Annotated in this window: 16 protein-coding genes; 8 read left to right on the top strand and 8 right to left on the bottom strand. The window is 53.0% G+C overall.

Annotation, left to right across the window (positions count from 1 at the left end; translation table 11 throughout):
• Positions 1-207: 207 nt before the first annotated feature.
• The 6 genes from AC6T8Q_RS10160 to AC6T8Q_RS10185 form a co-directional block, all read right to left on the bottom strand.
• A complete protein-coding gene (locus AC6T8Q_RS10160; RefSeq protein ID WP_500678971.1) occupies positions 208-1,575 on the bottom strand; it encodes an MFS transporter in 1,368 nt (455 codons plus the stop codon).
• 148 nt (positions 1,576-1,723) lie between these two features.
• Positions 1,724-3,061 (bottom strand): amidohydrolase family protein, encoded by a 1,338-nt coding sequence (locus tag AC6T8Q_RS10165; protein ID WP_500678972.1) that lies wholly within the window; start codon positions 3,059-3,061, stop codon positions 1,724-1,726.
• A gap of 131 nt (positions 3,062-3,192) precedes the next feature.
• Complete coding sequence (locus tag AC6T8Q_RS10170) at positions 3,193-3,546, bottom strand: hypothetical protein (RefSeq protein WP_500678973.1); 354 nt, start codon at positions 3,544-3,546, stop codon at positions 3,193-3,195.
• Between the two features lie 271 nt (positions 3,547-3,817).
• Entirely contained in the window at positions 3,818-4,093 is a 276-nt protein-coding gene (locus AC6T8Q_RS10175; protein ID WP_500678974.1) for a hypothetical protein, read from the bottom strand.
• 202 nt (positions 4,094-4,295) lie between these two features.
• Positions 4,296-4,865 (bottom strand): TlpA family protein disulfide reductase, encoded by a 570-nt coding sequence (locus AC6T8Q_RS10180; RefSeq protein ID WP_500678975.1) that lies wholly within the window; start codon positions 4,863-4,865, stop codon positions 4,296-4,298.
• On the bottom strand, positions 4,858-5,481 hold the full coding sequence (locus AC6T8Q_RS10185) for a thioredoxin family protein (protein WP_500678976.1): 624 nt from the start codon (positions 5,479-5,481) through the stop codon (positions 4,858-4,860). The genes AC6T8Q_RS10180 and AC6T8Q_RS10185 overlap by 8 nt, the downstream gene beginning before the upstream one ends.
• Positions 5,482-5,735: 254 nt before the next feature.
• On the opposite strand from AC6T8Q_RS10185, the gene AC6T8Q_RS10190 reads away from it, so the two are divergent.
• The 8 genes from AC6T8Q_RS10190 to AC6T8Q_RS10225 all read left to right on the top strand — a co-directional run bounded on the left by AC6T8Q_RS10190 (position 5,736) and on the right by AC6T8Q_RS10225 (position 14,527).
• Positions 5,736-6,218, top strand: coding sequence for a MarR family winged helix-turn-helix transcriptional regulator (locus AC6T8Q_RS10190; RefSeq protein WP_500678977.1), 483 nt, complete (start codon positions 5,736-5,738; stop codon positions 6,216-6,218).
• Positions 6,219-6,281: 63 nt separating this feature from the next.
• Positions 6,282-6,980, top strand: a complete 699-nt coding sequence (locus AC6T8Q_RS10195; protein ID WP_500678978.1) for a pirin family protein — start codon at positions 6,282-6,284, stop codon at positions 6,978-6,980.
• A 46-nt stretch (positions 6,981-7,026) separates the two neighbouring features.
• Positions 7,027-7,458 carry a DoxX family protein gene (locus AC6T8Q_RS10200; protein WP_500678979.1) on the top strand — a complete coding sequence of 144 codons (432 nt, stop codon included), beginning with the start codon at positions 7,027-7,029 and terminating at the stop codon, positions 7,456-7,458.
• Between the two features lie 77 nt (positions 7,459-7,535).
• Positions 7,536-8,207 carry a hydrolase gene (locus tag AC6T8Q_RS10205; RefSeq protein WP_496920217.1) on the top strand — a complete coding sequence of 224 codons (672 nt, stop codon included), beginning with the start codon at positions 7,536-7,538 and terminating at the stop codon, positions 8,205-8,207.
• A gap of 63 nt (positions 8,208-8,270) precedes the next feature.
• Positions 8,271-10,052 carry an amidohydrolase gene (locus AC6T8Q_RS10210; RefSeq protein ID WP_500678980.1) on the top strand — a complete coding sequence of 594 codons (1,782 nt, stop codon included), beginning with the start codon at positions 8,271-8,273 and terminating at the stop codon, positions 10,050-10,052.
• A gap of 356 nt (positions 10,053-10,408) precedes the next feature.
• Positions 10,409-10,789: a response regulator gene (locus tag AC6T8Q_RS10215; protein ID WP_500678981.1), complete on the top strand. Its 381-nt coding sequence runs from the start codon at positions 10,409-10,411 to the stop codon at positions 10,787-10,789.
• A 246-nt stretch (positions 10,790-11,035) separates the two neighbouring features.
• Positions 11,036-12,538, top strand: a complete 1,503-nt coding sequence (locus tag AC6T8Q_RS10220; RefSeq protein ID WP_500678982.1) for an ATPase domain-containing protein — start codon at positions 11,036-11,038, stop codon at positions 12,536-12,538.
• A 42-nt stretch (positions 12,539-12,580) separates the two neighbouring features.
• Entirely contained in the window at positions 12,581-14,527 is a 1,947-nt protein-coding gene (locus AC6T8Q_RS10225; protein WP_500678983.1) for a hybrid sensor histidine kinase/response regulator, read from the top strand.
• Between the two features lie 61 nt (positions 14,528-14,588).
• Here the strand turns inward: AC6T8Q_RS10225 and AC6T8Q_RS10230 are convergent, their stop codons facing one another.
• Together AC6T8Q_RS10230 and AC6T8Q_RS10235 are read right to left on the bottom strand one after the other, a co-directional pair.
• Entirely contained in the window at positions 14,589-15,452 is an 864-nt protein-coding gene (locus tag AC6T8Q_RS10230) for a hypothetical protein (protein WP_500678984.1), read from the bottom strand.
• Positions 15,453-15,670: 218 nt separating this feature from the next.
• Positions 15,671-16,315, bottom strand: a complete 645-nt coding sequence (locus tag AC6T8Q_RS10235; RefSeq protein WP_500678985.1) for a TVP38/TMEM64 family protein — start codon at positions 16,313-16,315, stop codon at positions 15,671-15,673.
• Between the last annotated feature and the right edge of the window lie 17 nt (positions 16,316-16,332).

Genomic DNA, 16,332 nt, shown 5'->3' on the forward strand with positions numbered 1-16,332 from the left:
ATGTAGGCCGGAACAAGCCGTGCGCAGTTCCGGCAAGAAGTACAACAGGCTGTGAATTGCCGGAACTGCGCTGAGCTTGTTCCGGCCTACACCTAACACGAGTTTAAACCCTGTGAATGTGGAGGCTAGATTCTTCGGTCGCCTAGGCTCTCTCAGAATGTTTGTTTTCAACCATACATCAGAAATCCTAAATCATAAATTCAATGATCAAGTCTCCAACTGCACCGGCTCCAACTTCGGAACAAGCAAGTGAATCACCAGCAATGCCACTAAGTACGCCGAGCCCGCGATCGCGAACATACCGATGTAGTTGCCCGTCATCTCCTTGAGACGACCGGCTCCGAGGTTCATGAGGAAACCACCCATGGCCCCCGCGAAACCGCCGATGCCCACGACCGAACCGACAGCCCGGCGGGGAAACATGTCAGATGTGAGCGTGAACAGATTGGCCGAAAAACCTTGATGTGCCGCCGCGGCTATGCCCACCAACAGAACGGCGATCCATTTGGCGTCGATTGTCACGTTACCGAAGAGGGCGTATTGACCCTTCACCAACGGAGCGAAAACCACAGGCACAATACAGATCGCACACGTGAGCATCGCGGTCTTGCGCGCGGCGTTGGCCGTCCAACCCCGCATCAAGAGCCGCGAGCTTTGCCAGCCTCCGGCAATCGAGCCGACGTCGGCGAGCAAATAAACAATGATCATCGGCGGACCGATCGTTTTGATGTCGACGCCGAATTGTGAACTCAAAAACGGCGCAAACCAAAACAGATAGAACCACCAAATCGAGTCGGTCAAAAACTTACCGGCCGCGAAGGCCCAAGTTTGGCGAAATTTGAGTAGTTCAAACCAGGAAATGTGAACCGGGGGATCGGGTGGATCGCTTTCAATGTAAGCCAGTTCTGCGGGAGAAAGGCTGGGATGCTCTTGCGGACGGCGATAGATGGGCCACCAAAAGAACACCCAAATCAAACCCGCGAGGCCGGTCGCTAGGAACGCCGCTTGCCAATGCCAGTTAATGACAATCCAGGGGACAACTGCCGGGGCGATGATGACCCCCACGTTCGACCCGCCGTTGAATATGCCCGTCGCGAAGGCGCGTTCCTTTTTGGGGAACCATTCGGCGACGGTCTTGATCGCGGCGGGGAAGTTTCCTGATTCGCCGATCCCGAGCGCAAAACGAGCAATCGCGAAGCCCACCACGCTGTCAGCAAACGCATGCGCGGCGGCAGCCAACGACCAAACCACCAGAGCAATCGTATAACCCACCCGCGTGCCGAGACGATCCATCATTCGACCGGCGAAGAGAAAACCAATGGCATAGGCCAAGGCGAACATCGCATTGATGTCGCCGTATTGTTTGTCGGTCCACTGGATCGTTTCGCGAAGCGTCGATTCCAACACACCGAGCACCGCGCGATCGATGTAGTTGATCGTCGTCGCAAAGAAGAGCAACGCGCAAATGATCCAGCGGAAATGACCACCGGAGGATGTTGGTGAATCGGGGACGGACATGAACAGGCTTTCGGGATAAGGAAATCCAGGCAGCCCGATGAAATCGGCGCCCGGCATGAAAAGTCGCGAATCGTTCGTGCGATTATAAGCAGGCCAAGAAGCGACTGCCACCCGCGCAGGCCAATGTGCGAGGGTAAAGCTTCACACTATGACGATTAAAAAGAAATGTGCGTTTTGCGCACCATGAATTGCGCTTTTCGTGGTGCTAATTTTTTCCCGCGGCGGCGGCTTCATCGCGCTTCAAACGCGATCGTACAAAGGATTCGTCGTCGCGCAAGCGCGGCATGTCGGCGTATTCGGGATATCGATAGTCAACCGGCAGCACGATGCCGCGCGATTTTTCGTCGCCCAGTTTTGCGGTGCGGCGCAATTTGGCCATTTGATTCATGAGGTTCTGGAAATTGTCGCGTGCCACAAGTTGGCGAGTTTCGGGCTTAAGAACTTCGAGCAACGGCTCGAACTGGGAAATCGTTTTGGCCGCGGTGCTAGAGCCGCCCACAACATCGCTACCGAGCATGAAGCGCGTCGGATATTTTTCGATCAACTTCGCCCAAGTGCCGATGTCGTCGGCGATATAGTTTTCCCAAATCACCCAAGAGAGATCGATGTAAACATTTTCGCCGAACGAAGCGAGGACTTCATTAATCCAATAGGGGAGGTTCTCGACTTTAACTCGACGGCTAGCGCCCGCGTGGCACCAGATGAATACAGTTGATTGTCCCGGCGAACCGGGTTCAACGTGACAGTAACGAAACAAGTCAATCAATTCATCGAGATAGACAGGAGGCTTGGTCACACCTGGCCGGGAAACGGGGGCGATATTGTGATGAAGGCTCACGGGCAGAAAATTCGCGCCGGCGAACTTACAGACTCTCAAGACCGCCGGATGATTGCTGCGTGGGCGTTCTCCCAGTTGCAAGTGCGTAAGGTCATCGTGACGCGACATGATCTCGCCAATACCTTGCCACACGCCGGGATATTCTTGAATGCGGCCAACGACTTGATCGACCGCGCCGAGATCCGTGGGATCGAATCCACAGACAAACGGCGCGACGCGATCCAAGTCTTTGAGTTTTTGTTCGTCTTGGCGAAACTCTTGTTGATATTCCAGCACCGCCGCGCCAATCGCCAGATCGGTGTAACTTGCCAGGAGCACGTGCGATTCGTTGTCGAGATAGCCGTCGGGACGTTCGTAGGTTTCGTTATCCGCCCATTTCTTCAAAACAGGCATGCCGCAGACCATGGCATAGTCGATGTTGCCGCGGTCCATGGCATACAACAGCCCCGCGATCCGCCGCCAACGCTGCCCGGCCGGCAGGGGAATGAACCGCTGGTGATCAACCTCACCCCAGCGCGAACCGGGAAACTTGTCGTCATCATTAAGAAACTCACCACCTTGCAGGAAATTTAAGAGGTGTATGTGGCAATCGGAATAGTGGATTGGTTCAGAATCGCCATCGGGCTTCGGCGTTTCTTCTTCGGCATGAAGGGAAACGCTAAGCAAACAGCACAGGATCATCGAACTCAGAAGGTAGCTTTTCATGGCTCGATTATAGATAGACGACGCTTGGTCGGCGACCGGCTAGCTATTTGGGCCACAACCCCTATCAGAAACGAAAAAGACCTGCTCGTGTGAGCAGGCCCGGTATTCTGGGTGCGAACTTACACGAAGGATTAGTGATGGTGGCCGTGATCCCAGTGACCTTCTCGGTGGAAATCGTAGTGCCCAGGGACGTAGTGGTAGTGGTTCCAGTGCCGCTGGTAGCCGCCGGGGTGGTAGTCGTAGTGGCTCGTGTCATGCCAAAAGTGACCGCCACCGTGATGTCCGTGACTGTAAACCCGATGGTTGTAGCCACGACCATATCCCCCACCATAGTTCCCGCGATACCAACTGCCGTGGGGATTGCCGACGTCGACATGCACGGGGCCAGCTCCAATGTGAATACCTTGTGCTCGGGACTCGTTCGATTCGCTGCCCAATCCCCAGGCGACAACGATTGCCGCACCCAACAACTTTAAGTTTCTCATACTTCTATCCCCTCTGATTTCTGGCGACCACATGCCCTGCGGTCATGGTTCATCAATTTTGCGAAGACCATGCCAAAGAGAAAAAATCGACAATACTTGCCGATTTTTAATGAAAGCCCATTAAAACGACTCACACGCAATGCAATCAGAGTGATAAGAAATGTCATCGAATCGATACGTAATCCGGAAGTCCATGACCTATAAACAAAACACCCCGCTGCCAAATTCCTTGGCGCGGGGTGAAAATTGTTCAGCGGATATAGCAGCCAGATTACCAATAACGATATCTGTAGCCGCCATTCCAGTAGGGCGTCATGACGTGGTACGAACCGTAGTTGCCATAGAGATTCATATAGCTACCGGGATACCAGCCACCTTCGTAGGAATAGGTCGGGACGGGGTAGCGATACCCGCCGTAAACATACCCACTCCTGACAACCACAGGACGGTTCACGTAGTAAAAACCCTGGGCTTTTGCTTCGCTCGCACGACCATCTAAAGCCAATGCCACCAACATGGCGGCAGCAAATAAGCCCAAGCTTCTCATTTTATTTCTCCTTACTATTAAATCTTGGCGACGGTACCCTTGAATTCAAAAGAAGAAATATGCGAACGGCATGCCGAGATGGGAATTCACAGAAACGTCGAATGCTACGAGGAATTTGTGTAAGAAAGCCCACCGTTTCAGCTCATTTCGAGCGAAAGTGTGGTCGAATTGATTTCATTTCAACTAGGTCAAGCTGGGAGAATTATTGACGTTCGTTCAAGAGTTCGGCCACGGCGGCATCAATGTCTGCGGTCGTAAATTGCTTCACCGCCGCTGGATCGAGTTCGAACGTGCGGCGGAGTTTGCCTGTGCGATCGTAGAGTTTGTAGTACGGGAGGGCACCGTTAGAGATTTCGAATTCTTCCATCGACTGTGGGCTACCCCCCTGTTGACTGATGAAATGCGTACCTGTTGTATCACCACCCTTGGAAGTCAGCATTTTCGCCACCTGCTCGCTTTTGGTGGGGCTATCAAAATTCAATGTGACCAGGGCTAACTCATCGTGCTGCTGGCCAAGCTGCATGGTGTGAGGTAACTGCTGCAAACAAGGCAAGCACCATGTGGCCCAGCAATCGACAAGGACAACGCGGCCCTTGAACGAAACAAGGGCCGCGTCGTATTCCGCCCGGTCGACAATTGTGACTACGGCGGAATGCTGCTCGACGCGGCCCTGTAGCTCGGTGTTAGCGTTTTTCGTATCGTCCGGCGAACAGCCGACCAGGCCACTAGCCATAAGTGTGATTGTCGCGAAACTCAATCCCCAATTATTCATAGCGAATGCCGCAACCCATGGGCTTCATCGAATCGACCTCGGGCTTGCTGCCAGCCAGCACGGCATCAATTGCATCGCGTAAATATCGCTGCTGAACCTCGGCGAGTTCCATGTTGTCGTCAATAGCGCCGGCATAAGCGAGCTTACCTTCACCATCTAATAGGAAGGCATGCGGCGTGACCGTCGCACCAAAGGCGCGACCAATTTCCTGCGAAGGATCATAGAGATAAGCAAACTCAAAACCTTTTTCCTCGGCCCGCTTCTTCATCGCCGGGAGTTTGTCATCTTCCATATTGTTCACGTTAATGGCGACGACTTGGACGCCTTTGTCTTTGTAGTCTGTTGACAGCTCAATGATGCGATCTTCATAGGCTTGGGCAACGGGACAGTGATTGCAGGTAAAGACAACTACAACGGCCTTAGCATTATTGATGTCACTCAGACTGTGCGTTTTGCCGTCGACACCTTCGAGGTCTTTCCATACGGGAGCTACATCTCCGACGGCCAAGGCTTTTTTCTCAGTGACGGCGGCTGTCGATTCCTCTGCTGCATTTGTCGGGGTGGTAAACATCGCCAGCATGGCGACAGTAATATAGAGGCTCAGCAAATACTTCATACGAATTTCCCTTCAAAAACTGATAGTTCAAATAGTTGAACGAGACGCAATCTCCCTATTACCGCCCTTCTACGCCGCGGTTCGGCATTAGGTTCGTGGCTGATTTCAGAAATTTGTGGGGTCAACCGTGCCCTCTTTTGCCGCGAAATTCAACATGACTTGGAACTTCAAGAAAAATTCACGGCACTCTATTGACTTGTCGATAATTTACATGTAAATTAAATGCAGGTGAAGCAAATAAGGAAGCATTCAACATGACCAGCCGACTACAACATGAACTTAAGAAGAAACGCCCGTTCGAGTCGGCGGAACAGGAAGCCGTTTTGAACCTGCTGCGTACCAGCGACTGGATCGACAATCGCTTTGGTCGGTTGTTTCGAGACTTTGGCCTGACGAACTCACAATATAATGTGCTGCGAATTTTGCGTGGTGAAGGCCAGCCTTTACCTTCGCTTGAGATTGCCGATCGCATGATCCAAGTTGTGCCAGCCATTACGGGGTTGATCGACCGCTTGGAGAAACAGGAACTTGTGTCGCGTCGCCGCTGTTTGGAAGACCGCCGTGTGGTGTATGTCGAGATTACCAGCAAAGGGCTGTCGCTGCTCAAACAGTTGGATGCCCCTGTGGACGAGATGCATAAGAGTTTGGTGGGACATCTTACTCGTACGGAACTGAAGGAACTGTCACGGCTGTTGGAGAAGGCACGCCATTCTCCAAGTGAAATCGAAGCCGGATAGTTTTTTTAAGACAAACACTTGATATGTAAACAATTGACGTGAAAGTAAATAAGGAATTTGATAATGGTTACTATTCGCAAAGCTGACGACCGTGGCCATGCCAATCATGGCTGGCTGAATACCTATCACACATTCTCGTTCAGTTCGTACCGCGATCCCGCTCACACGCATTTTCGTGCTCTGCGAGTGATGAACGAGGACTTCGTTGCCGCTGGGGAAGGGTTTGGCACTCATCCGCACGAGAACATGGAGATCGTGACCTATGTGCTCGAGGGAGCCTTGGAACACAAGGACTCGATGGGCAATGGCGAAGTGCTGCGACCCGGTGAATTTCAACGCATGTCGGCCGGCACGGGGATCACTCACAGCGAGTTTAACCCCTCGTCGACCGAGCCCGTGCATCTATATCAGATCTGGCTGTTTCCCGAAGAGAAGGGAATCACGCCCAGCTACGAACAGAAGCGATTTGCTGAGGAAGAACGCCACAACCGTTTGCGGCTCGTGGCTTCGCGCGATGCCACCGAAGGTTCATTGTTGATCCATCAAGATGCTCGTATTTACTTGTCCTCTTTGGATAAGGGGCAGCAAGTGAGTCACGAACTTACCGAGAAACGCCATGCTTGGTTGCAAGTTTTGCGAGGAAACGTGACGCTCAACGGTGAGCGGCTCAGCACGAGCGATGGTGCGGCTGTGAGTGATGAAACCCAACTCACCATCGAAGCCAACGACGACGCCGAGATCATGCTCTTTGATCTGGCGTGATTCAACTTTCAAACATCTCCAATTAACTCAAGCGAGGAATTCTGACATGAACAACACACTACAGAGCGCTTTGACCGTCGTTGGTCGCGTCATGATCGCTACAATCTTTTTGATGAGTGCCGTGGGGAACAAAATTCCTAACTTCAGCGGAATCGTGGGATACATGAGCTCCGAAGGAGTCCCCGCTCCGCAAATCATGCTCGTGGGGGCCATTGTGTTTCTCATTGCTGGCAGCGTGTCGATCATTCTGGGCTACAAAGCCAAGATTGGCGCTGGCCTGTTGCTCGTGTTCCTAGTATTGGCCACTTACTTCTTTCACGACTTCTGGACCTTTGAAGGCCAGGAGCGTGAGATGCAGATGATTCAGTTTATGAAAAATCTTTCGATGATGGGCACGATGGTCTTCCTGATGGCCAACGGCTCAGGACGTGCGAGCCTTGACTCGCGACTAACAAAGAACGAAAACATTTCCGCCTAACTCAAGACGCGGCGATATTTCAATTCCGGACGCAGTACCTTTCCAAAACAGACAAAAAAGTAATAGGAGTTCCTTCCATGGCTAATATTCTTCCACACACCGACCAAGGTCTAATCACTGCCGACAACAGCGCGCTTGTATTCATCGATCATCAACCACAAATGTCGTTTGGAGTTGCGAGCGGAATCGATCGGCAGCTACTCCTGAATAATGTGCTCATGCTCGCCAAGGGGGCCAAAGAGTTTAGCGTGCCGACGATTCTCACCACGGTGGAAACCGATTCATTCAGCGGGCCGATGTGGCCACAGCTCTTGGATATCTTTCCTGAACAAACGCCAATCGAACGAACGGGCATGAATTCGTGGGATACGCCGGCATTTCGCGAAGCCATCAAAGCCACGGGCAAGAAGAATATTATCCTCTCGGGGCTTTGGACCGAAGTCTGCATTACCTGGCCCACGCTAAACATGCTGGCCGAAGGCTACAACATTTACGTCGTCGATGACGCTTGTGCCGGTACATCACCCGCTGCCCACGAAGCCGCCCTATCTCGAATGGTGCAAGCCGGCGCCGTACGAATGACAGCGCTGGCCACGGTGCTGGAGTTCCAACGCGATTGGGCCCATCGGGATCATTACAACGCCTTGATGGATATCTTCCGCGAGCATGGCGGTGGCTATGGAGTGGGCATTGAGTACGCCTACACGATGGTTCACAAAGCGCCTGCAGCCCGGAAGAATCTCAAGTAACTTTTTTTGGGAAAGCGGTCGGTTCCCTGTGTCAAACCGACCGCTATGAGAAAGGGTTTGATGATGGCCCCCGAAACAATTCTTTATCGCGGCAAGATCACGACGTTATTGAAGGGAAAGCCCGAAGTGACCGCCTTGGCGATCACCGACGGGAAAATCTCGGCGTTTGGAACCGATGACGAGATGCTGGCCCTTGCTGATCACGGCACTCAGAAAATCGATCTGAATCATCGCCGCGTGATTCCAGGGTTGAATGATTCTCACCTGCACGTGATTCGGGCAGGTCTGTTTTACAATCTGGAATTACGTTGGGATGGCGTGCCGAGCGTGGCACAGGCCTTGGAACAATTGCGTCAACAGGCTCAAAACACCCCGCCACCACAGTGGGTGCGGGTCATCGGCGGCTGGAATGAGTTTCAATTTGCTGAAGGCCGCATGCCCACGCTGGAAGAGATCAATAAAGCCGCGCCCGATACCCCGGTATTCCTGTTGCATTTGTACGATTCAGCTTTGCTAAATCGTGCTGCGTTACGTGTCTTGGGTTTCGATAAGAAAACTCCGAATCCCCCGGGCGGTCTGATTGCTCGCGACGGCCAAGGCAATCCGACGGGGCTTTTGATTGCTGAGCCGAGTGCCTTGATTTTGTATTCAACGATTGCCAACGCACCGAAGCTATCGTTCGAGGATCAGCTCAATTCCACGCGGCATTACATGCGTGAGCTCAATCGGTTTGGTGTGACGAGCGTGTCGGATGCCGGCGGCGGCGGACAAAACTATCCCGATGATTATGCGGTCGTAAAAAATCTTGACGAGGAAGGTCAGCTCACCGTGCGAGTTGCCTATAGTTTGTTTGCCCAAAAATCGGGTGAAGAGCTGGCCGACTACACGCGTTGGTTGGGCATGACGAAGCCTGGCGACGGCGGCGATCTGCTGCGAGTGAATGGTGCTGGCGAAAACTTAGTGTGGTCGGCAGCCGACTTTGAAAACTTCTTGCAGCCGCGTCCTGATCTTAGACCCATCATGGAAGCGGAGCTTGAGCCGATCGTCCGCATGCTTGCCGAGGCTCGTTGGCCTTGGCGGATCCACGCCACTTACGATGAATCGATCGGGCGATTCTTGGATATTTTCGAGCGAGTCCACCGCGAATTTCCGATCAACGATTTGCGCTGGTTCATCGATCACGCCGAGACGATTTCCGAGCGAAACATGGAACGCATCCACGTGCTGGGTGGCGGAATCGCGACTCAACATCGGATGGCGTATCAAGGTGAATACTACATCCGCCGTTACGGTATCGAATCAGCGAAGCGCAAGCCGCCGCTGCGGCAGATGCTCAAGATGGGACTTCCCGTTGGCGCAGGAACAGATGGCACGCGCGTCGCTAGCTATCATCCTTGGACGTGTTTATGGTGGATGGTGACTTCCAAAACCGTGGGCGGCACGGTCTTGCATGATCCCGCGGATCGTCTCACACGCGAAGAAGCACTGCGGCTCTACACCCAAGGCAGCGCGTGGTTTAGCGGTGAAGACGATCGCAAAGGGACATTGGACATCGGCCACTTTGCTGATCTCGCGGCACTCAGCGACGATTACTTTGCCGTCCAAGAAGACGCGATTCGTGGGTTGGAAAGCGTTCTCACTATAGTCGGCGGGCGCGTCGTTCACGGCAGCCAAGAATACACGAAACTAGACCCACCCCTTCCTGCGGTCAGCCCCGATTGGTCACCAATGGCACGATTCGGAGGCTATGACAATTCGCAGCCTACCCCTCCCGTCTTTCAACACACGCCAATCATGGCCGCGGATGGCCGGGTGTGGGAAACAAGCTGCGGTTGTGGTGTTTAAGTCGAGGATAAAAGGAGCTTTCTACTATTAAGGTTCCTCTCAGTTTCATCACAAAAATTAAAACTTAGTAATTCGTAGACAATCAAGCTGGTCGTCGCGCGTTCAGCCACAAAGCTCTGTTGACTATAAGTTTACATTAACACTGTCGGTGCGGTTTTCTGTTTCTCGTTAAAGCTTAGCTAACCGGCGAAGTGTCTTGTAGCCGCGTGCTGTAACCTCGCGAAAAAAGTAGCTCATCGCTCGTATCTTTTTGTCTCCACGGTAAAATGAGTGGAGTTCTCTTCCATTCGGAACATCAGCCGTGTTTATCCGGGGGGATCACAGCACGGCAATATCTTTATCTTTTTTTAGACGCCATGATTATGTCGAGCGAAGAGACTCTGTCCGTACGAATTGCTGTGGCGGAGGACGAACCAGCCAGCCGGAGCATTTTGGTGCGACTGTTGGATGCCTTGGGCCACCAAGTGATTTATGCGGTAGCCGACGGCGCGGATTTAGTCGACGTTTGCCGTGTCGGGGAAGTCGATTTGGTGCTCGTTGATCTCGACATGCCAATCATGGATGGCTTGGCCACGGCTGAAGTCTTATCGCAAAAAGGGATACCGGTCGTTCTCATCTCTGGACATCCGGATGCTCAAGAACTTGTGCTCGAACACGAACCCGTCGCCGCGTGTGTCCGTAAGCCCGCGAGTTTGCAAACCTTGCGAACGGCTATTGCCCAAGCGCTTGCGGAATAGATGAAAAGCAATTTGCATTTCTTCTTTATTGCGTTTGTGGCTATTAGAAACTGGTTGAATCTCGACCAGGTCGGTTTTTAACCACCTAGTACCTTCTTTGATGCTGAGCCACAAACTCTTGTGGCGTAATTAGTTGCAATTCCATAACTCTCTCGGCATATCGCTTGCTTCTCAACCGAGCCGTATCAAAAAGAAGTGATGCTCGAACTCCTCAAAAGGGCAAAGTTTTTTGCGAATGGTTTTACCATGATTCATTCACCGAATGAAACAAACAGCAACGAGCCGCTAGCACTGACCGGCATTGAAGGGTTAGACAATATCCTCAATGGCGGTTTTAGTACTCGCAGGTTGTATCTCATCGAGGGAGTACCGGGGTCAGGAAAAACAACCCTGGCCATGCAATTTCTAATGGAAGGTGTACGAAACAATGAGCCGGTCCTGTATGTCACTCTGTCGGAGACTGAAGATGAACTACGGGCCGTGGCGGCATCGCATGGTTGGTCTCTCGATGGACTGACAATCCGCGATGCCGTGCCCTCCGAGCATACATTGCAGGGCGATCAACAGTACACCATGTTCCACCCTTCAGAGGTCGAACTCAACGAGACGACCAAAGCCATTTTGGATGACGTCGAACGGATCAAGCCCCGCCGTGTGGTGTTCGATTCCTTGTCGGAGTTGCGCTTGATCACTGGGAGCCCGCTGCAGTACCGCCGTCACATTTCCGCTCTCAAGAGATTTTTCTCGGGACGTAACTGCACGGTCATCCTCCTCGATGATCTTACGGCCACTGATCGTGACATGCAGGTGCAAAGTATTGCTCACGGCGTTGTCTTTCTCGATCAATGGTATCCGGATTACGGTTCCGAACGACGGCGAGTGCGCGTCGTGAAGTATCGGGGGATGAAATTTCGGGGTGGCTTCCACGATTATAAGATCGAACACGGGGGCCTTAAAGTTTTTCCGCGGCTGATTGCAGCCGAGCATCGGCATACATCACCTCGAAGAAAACTGACGAGTGGAATTGAGCCTCTTGATCAGCTTATGGGTGGCGGCATTGAAAGTGGGACAAGCTCGCTCATAGTCGGAGCGGCTGGAACTGGCAAGTCGACGATTGCTGCGCAATTTGTCTATGCCGCTGCCGAGCGAGGCGAGCATGCAGCCATGTTCGTTTTTGACGAAGGAGTTGAGACTCTTCTCACTCGTACTGACGGATTGGGTATCACTCTTCGTTCCCATGTCGAAGCAAAACGTGTTAAGGTCCAACAGGTTGATCCCGCAGAATTGTCGCCGGGTGAATTGATCCATGACATTCGCCTAGCCGTGGAGGTCGACCATGCCAAGATTATTGTGATCGATAGTTTGAATGGCTATCTGAATGCTATGCCTGGCGAAAAGTACCTGGCTGTCCAATTGCATGAGCTTCTTATGTACTTGGGGCAGCACGGTGTGGCAACAATTTTGATAGGCGCTCATCAAGGCTTGATAGGCGGAGCGATGATCACTCCGATTGATGCCAGTTATTTGGCAGACGCGGTGATTTTGATCCGTTATTTCGAATCGAAAGGTCAGGTTCGCCAGGCGATTTCTGTCGTGAAGAAACGCGGAGGACAGCATGAACGAACTATCCGTGAGTTTCGACTGGCTAATGGAAAAATAGAAGTCGGTGAACCATTGCACGAGTTCCGCGGTATTTTTTCTGGGATTCCCGTCCCAGAGAATAGCGATCACCAACGCATGAATGGTTGATGTCATCCCAACAAGACTGCGACAGCTGAGAGACGAATCGTTATGGCCAGCGACATCGAGCAACGTGTGTTGATCATCGCACCGACCATTAAAGATGCGGAATTGACTTCGCATATTCTCAGCGAGAGCAACGTTCGCTGCGATTTGTGTCTGGATATTCCGTCGCTGGTGGACGAAGTGGCCCTGGGGGCGGGGGCCATTTTGATCGCAGAGGAGATTTTGCTAAACACTCAAAGTCAGCTTTTGGTTGAGCTTGTGCAAAATCAACCGCCGTGGTCAGATCTGCCAATCATTCTTGTAACACGGCAAGGTTTGGAATCAACAGCTGTCACCACGGCCCTTAAGACATTGGGAAATGTCATTTTGGTCGAGCGGCCCACGCGAGTGATTGGCCTCACGAACGCGGTGCATAACGCGCTTCGTGTGCGAAAGCGGCAATATCAGGCTCGAAATCTCTTGGTGGAACATGAACGGATCGCCCAAGAGTTGCGTTTTAGCGAACAACGCTACCGGATGCTGGTCGAGCAGGTCAAGGATTATGCCATTTTCATGATCGATCTGAGCGGAAAGGCTACGAGTTGGAATGAAGGTGTGTTGCGAGTGCTCGGGTTCGCAGAGAACGAATTCATGGGGCTCGAAGTGTCTCGCCATATTTTTACTTTGGAGGATCAACTCTCAGGCATTCCTCAAGAAGAGTTTGAGGTAGCCGCGCGAGATGGTTCGGCGAGCAACGATCGTTGGATGCGGCGCAAAGACGGCAGCCATTTTTGGGCTTCGGGTATTACGTCGGCGCTCTACGATCCCCAGGGCAAGCACATCGGTTACACCAAGGTGATGCGAGACTTGACACTTAGCAAAGAGGCAGAGGACGCACTCAAGCAAGCCGACCGCCGCAAGGACGAATTTTTGGCGACGTTGGCACATGAACTGCGAAACCCATTGGCCCCCATTCGTAACTCACTACATATTTTGAAGCTCGCCGCGGACGAGGATGGCACGCTCAAAAATGTTTGTGATATGCTCGAGCGTCAAGTTAACCATTTAGTGCGGCTCGTTGATGATTTGTTAGAAGTATCGCGAATCACTCGCGGCAAGATTGAGTTGCGCAAGGAAGCAGTCGATTTAGAGACAACCATGCGCAGCGCTCTTGAAATCAGTCGGCCACTCATCGATGCCGCTAATCACCAGCTCACGGTGGAGTTTCCCGCCGAGCCTCTTCAAGTCTGGGGTGATCCGGTCCGATTGGGCCAGATCTTTGCGAACTTGTTGAATAACGCGGCCAAATATACCAACGAAGGGGGGGAGATATGGTTTGCCACCAGAATTGAGGGAGACGAAGTCGCGATCTCGGTACGCGACAATGGCGTGGGAATTCCAGCAGAGATGATGCCCAACGTCTTTGAATTGTTTATGCAGGTTGATCGCACGACCAAGCGGGCACAGGGAGGCTTAGGAATTGGCCTGACTTTGGTAAAAACCATGGTCGAGATGCATGGAGGAACGATTCGTTTGCATAGTGAACCGTCCGTGCCGGGAAGCGAATTCACGGTGCGATTGCCTCTGTTGAAAGTCGACAAATCGAGTCCAGAGATTAAATCTGATCCCGCGAAAGAAAAATGCACCAGTTTCAAGGGCTGCAGAATTTTAGTAGTCGACGACAATGTCGACGCAGCAACGAGTTTAAGAATCCTGCTGAAGCTGCAGGGTGCTCAAGTGGAAGTTGCTCACAGCGGCCCCGCCGCTTTGGAAGCAATCGTTAAATCGCGACCTCATGTTATTCTTCTCGATATTGGCATGCCGGGGATGGATGGATTTGAAGTCGTGGAGCGGATCAGGCAAGATCAAGCAAACAACGACGTCTTCGTGGTTGCGCTGACGGGCTGGGGACAGGAAGAGGATCGTCGGCGCACCCGCGAGGCGGGATTCGATCACCATCTGGTGAAACCCGCTAACATTGCTGAGTTGCAGGAAGTATTGGCCAACCGCTAAAAGAATAAAACCGCGGAGCTAATTAGGCCCCGCGGTTTTTGCTTTACTTACAGCGTAGCGATTATTGCTGGGGAGCGTCGCCCTGACCCCGGCCACGGCCTTCGCGCGGATCAAACCGGCCACCGGCCCCACGCTGAGAACGGAATTGTTCCATCCTCTGCCGAGCATTTTCCATATAGAGACGAACCTCTTTGGGATTGAGTGCCCCGTCGCCATTGGTGTCGGCCCCTTGCATCATACGAGACATCTGTGGGTCCATTTCATTGGCGCTAATCACGCCGTCGCCGTTTTGATCGGCCGTCATCACTTGCTTGGTCATCGAATCGGCATCACCCATCGGGCCAAAGCCGCCACCCATGCCACCGCCAGGCCCCCCTGGGCCGCCGCCACCAAAGCCAGGACCGCCTCGCATGTTTTGCATGGCCGATTCAAGTTCAGCGCGATCAATCGCACCATCTTGGTTGGTGTCGGCTCCTTGCAACATGCGTCCCATCCGTTCGTCGACCTCGTCGATCGTGAGTTTGCCGTCGCCGTTGGCGTCTTGTTCCATAAAGCGGTCGATCATTGCGTTGGGGTCACCGCCCCGTCCTCCAGGTCCACCCGGCCCGCCGGGGCCACCTGGACCACGCATGGGCGAGGCTTCTTCGAGTGAGATATTGCCATCTCCATCGGCATCAAGCGATTTGAGTGCTTTGGCTGCGGTTCGCAACTCGCGGGCAGTGATCATGCCATCGCCATCCGCATCCATCACCTCAAACATGGGATTCGGACGTGGCCCACGACCACGCGGTCCGCCGCCTTCACCTTCTTCTCTGCCACGAAATCTTTCGCGGCGATCACCACGATCCGCGGGCGATCCGTCGTTCTCGGAAAAGCCCTCTGCTGGAGCATCTTCCTCGAATTGAGCGAACGTAGGTACAGCCATGGTGCCAACTAGCAGCATGGTCAACATAAAAAAACGATGGCACATCATATGATTTGTTCTCCCGAAATTGGGTTTGCCGTAGGCAATACCCTGCCTCTTCAGCCCGCCCCTTAAAGTGTACGCCAGTCTAACCCCCCGGCACGAGCTTAGTTTTGGCAAAATTCGTTCCAACGAGCAGAAAAGCCGAAAATATGGCGAGGTCCGTTTAAGCATTTTGCTCAACTGTGATCCCGTTTGAGCCAAAATCTCGCCAATGCAGCAATGACAAGCGGTACGGCGATTGACCCACAAACTGCGAATACGAGCCAACCCTGCTCGCTCGCTGTATGCCCCAGGTAGGAATAGGTTCCCGCGATCAGCAGATTGCTGACGATGAGTGCCGGCAAGAATGTCTGCCAACTCATTTGTAGCGTACCCACCAGCAGCACCGCCGCTTCGGCAAGCACGGGTAGTGGTCGTGTAATCAGCAGCAGCCAGAGTCCATGAGCATCGGCCGCGGATTCGAGGGCAGCGAGTTGCTCGCGATCGGCGAATCGTTCTGCCAGCGGACGGCCCCATCGCCGCGCGAGCGCAAAGGCAATCGTGCCGCCGACTGTCATGCCAAGTGTGGAAGCCAACATTCCTCCGATTAGTCCCAGTTGACTCCCGGCGAGCGTGCTAATCGGTCCAGACGGTACAGGCAGAAAAACGTCCGTCGCGAGGATCGCGGCCACGGCTATGAATGTTGTCGTGGCGGAAGGCGGATCATTTTTTACGCGATCGATGAACGTCGTAAAACTCTCTCCCGCGAAAGCCAATAGCACCAACGGCAAAACTAGCACAAGCGACACGAGCAGCAAGGGTTTAGCAAACGGATGAGTCATTGTCGCAAGAGTCGAGT

It is taken from the genome of Bythopirellula sp., assembly GCF_041737835.1.
In the GTDB taxonomy this organism is placed as follows: Bacteria; Planctomycetota; Planctomycetia; order Pirellulales; family Lacipirellulaceae; genus Bythopirellula.

Bases quoted from the DNA above. Each gene is read 5' to 3' on its own strand.
- AC6T8Q_RS10160 (WP_500678971.1), bottom strand. From the start codon at position 1,575: ATGCCGGGCGCCGATTTCATCGGGCTGCCTGGATTTCCTTATCCCGAA.
- AC6T8Q_RS10165 (WP_500678972.1), bottom strand. From the start codon at position 3,061: ATGAAAAGCTACCTTCTGAGTTCGATGATCCTGTGCTGTTTGCTTAGC.
- AC6T8Q_RS10170 (WP_500678973.1), bottom strand. From the start codon at position 3,546: ATGAGAAACTTAAAGTTGTTGGGTGCGGCAATCGTTGTCGCCTGGGGA.
- AC6T8Q_RS10175 (WP_500678974.1), bottom strand. From the start codon at position 4,093: ATGAGAAGCTTGGGCTTATTTGCTGCCGCCATGTTGGTGGCATTGGCT.
- AC6T8Q_RS10180 (WP_500678975.1), bottom strand. From the start codon at position 4,865: ATGAATAATTGGGGATTGAGTTTCGCGACAATCACACTTATGGCTAGT.
- AC6T8Q_RS10185 (WP_500678976.1), bottom strand. From the start codon at position 5,481: ATGAAGTATTTGCTGAGCCTCTATATTACTGTCGCCATGCTGGCGATG.
- AC6T8Q_RS10190 (WP_500678977.1), top strand. From the start codon at position 5,736: ATGACCAGCCGACTACAACATGAACTTAAGAAGAAACGCCCGTTCGAG.
- AC6T8Q_RS10195 (WP_500678978.1), top strand. From the start codon at position 6,282: ATGGTTACTATTCGCAAAGCTGACGACCGTGGCCATGCCAATCATGGC.
- AC6T8Q_RS10200 (WP_500678979.1), top strand. From the start codon at position 7,027: ATGAACAACACACTACAGAGCGCTTTGACCGTCGTTGGTCGCGTCATG.
- AC6T8Q_RS10205 (WP_496920217.1), top strand. From the start codon at position 7,536: ATGGCTAATATTCTTCCACACACCGACCAAGGTCTAATCACTGCCGAC.
- AC6T8Q_RS10210 (WP_500678980.1), top strand. From the start codon at position 8,271: ATGGCCCCCGAAACAATTCTTTATCGCGGCAAGATCACGACGTTATTG.
- AC6T8Q_RS10215 (WP_500678981.1), top strand. From the start codon at position 10,409: ATGATTATGTCGAGCGAAGAGACTCTGTCCGTACGAATTGCTGTGGCG.
- AC6T8Q_RS10220 (WP_500678982.1), top strand. From the start codon at position 11,036: ATGATTCATTCACCGAATGAAACAAACAGCAACGAGCCGCTAGCACTG.
- AC6T8Q_RS10225 (WP_500678983.1), top strand. From the start codon at position 12,581: ATGGCCAGCGACATCGAGCAACGTGTGTTGATCATCGCACCGACCATT.
- AC6T8Q_RS10230 (WP_500678984.1), bottom strand. From the start codon at position 15,452: ATGGCTGTACCTACGTTCGCTCAATTCGAGGAAGATGCTCCAGCAGAG.
- AC6T8Q_RS10235 (WP_500678985.1), bottom strand. From the start codon at position 16,315: ATGACTCATCCGTTTGCTAAACCCTTGCTGCTCGTGTCGCTTGTGCTA.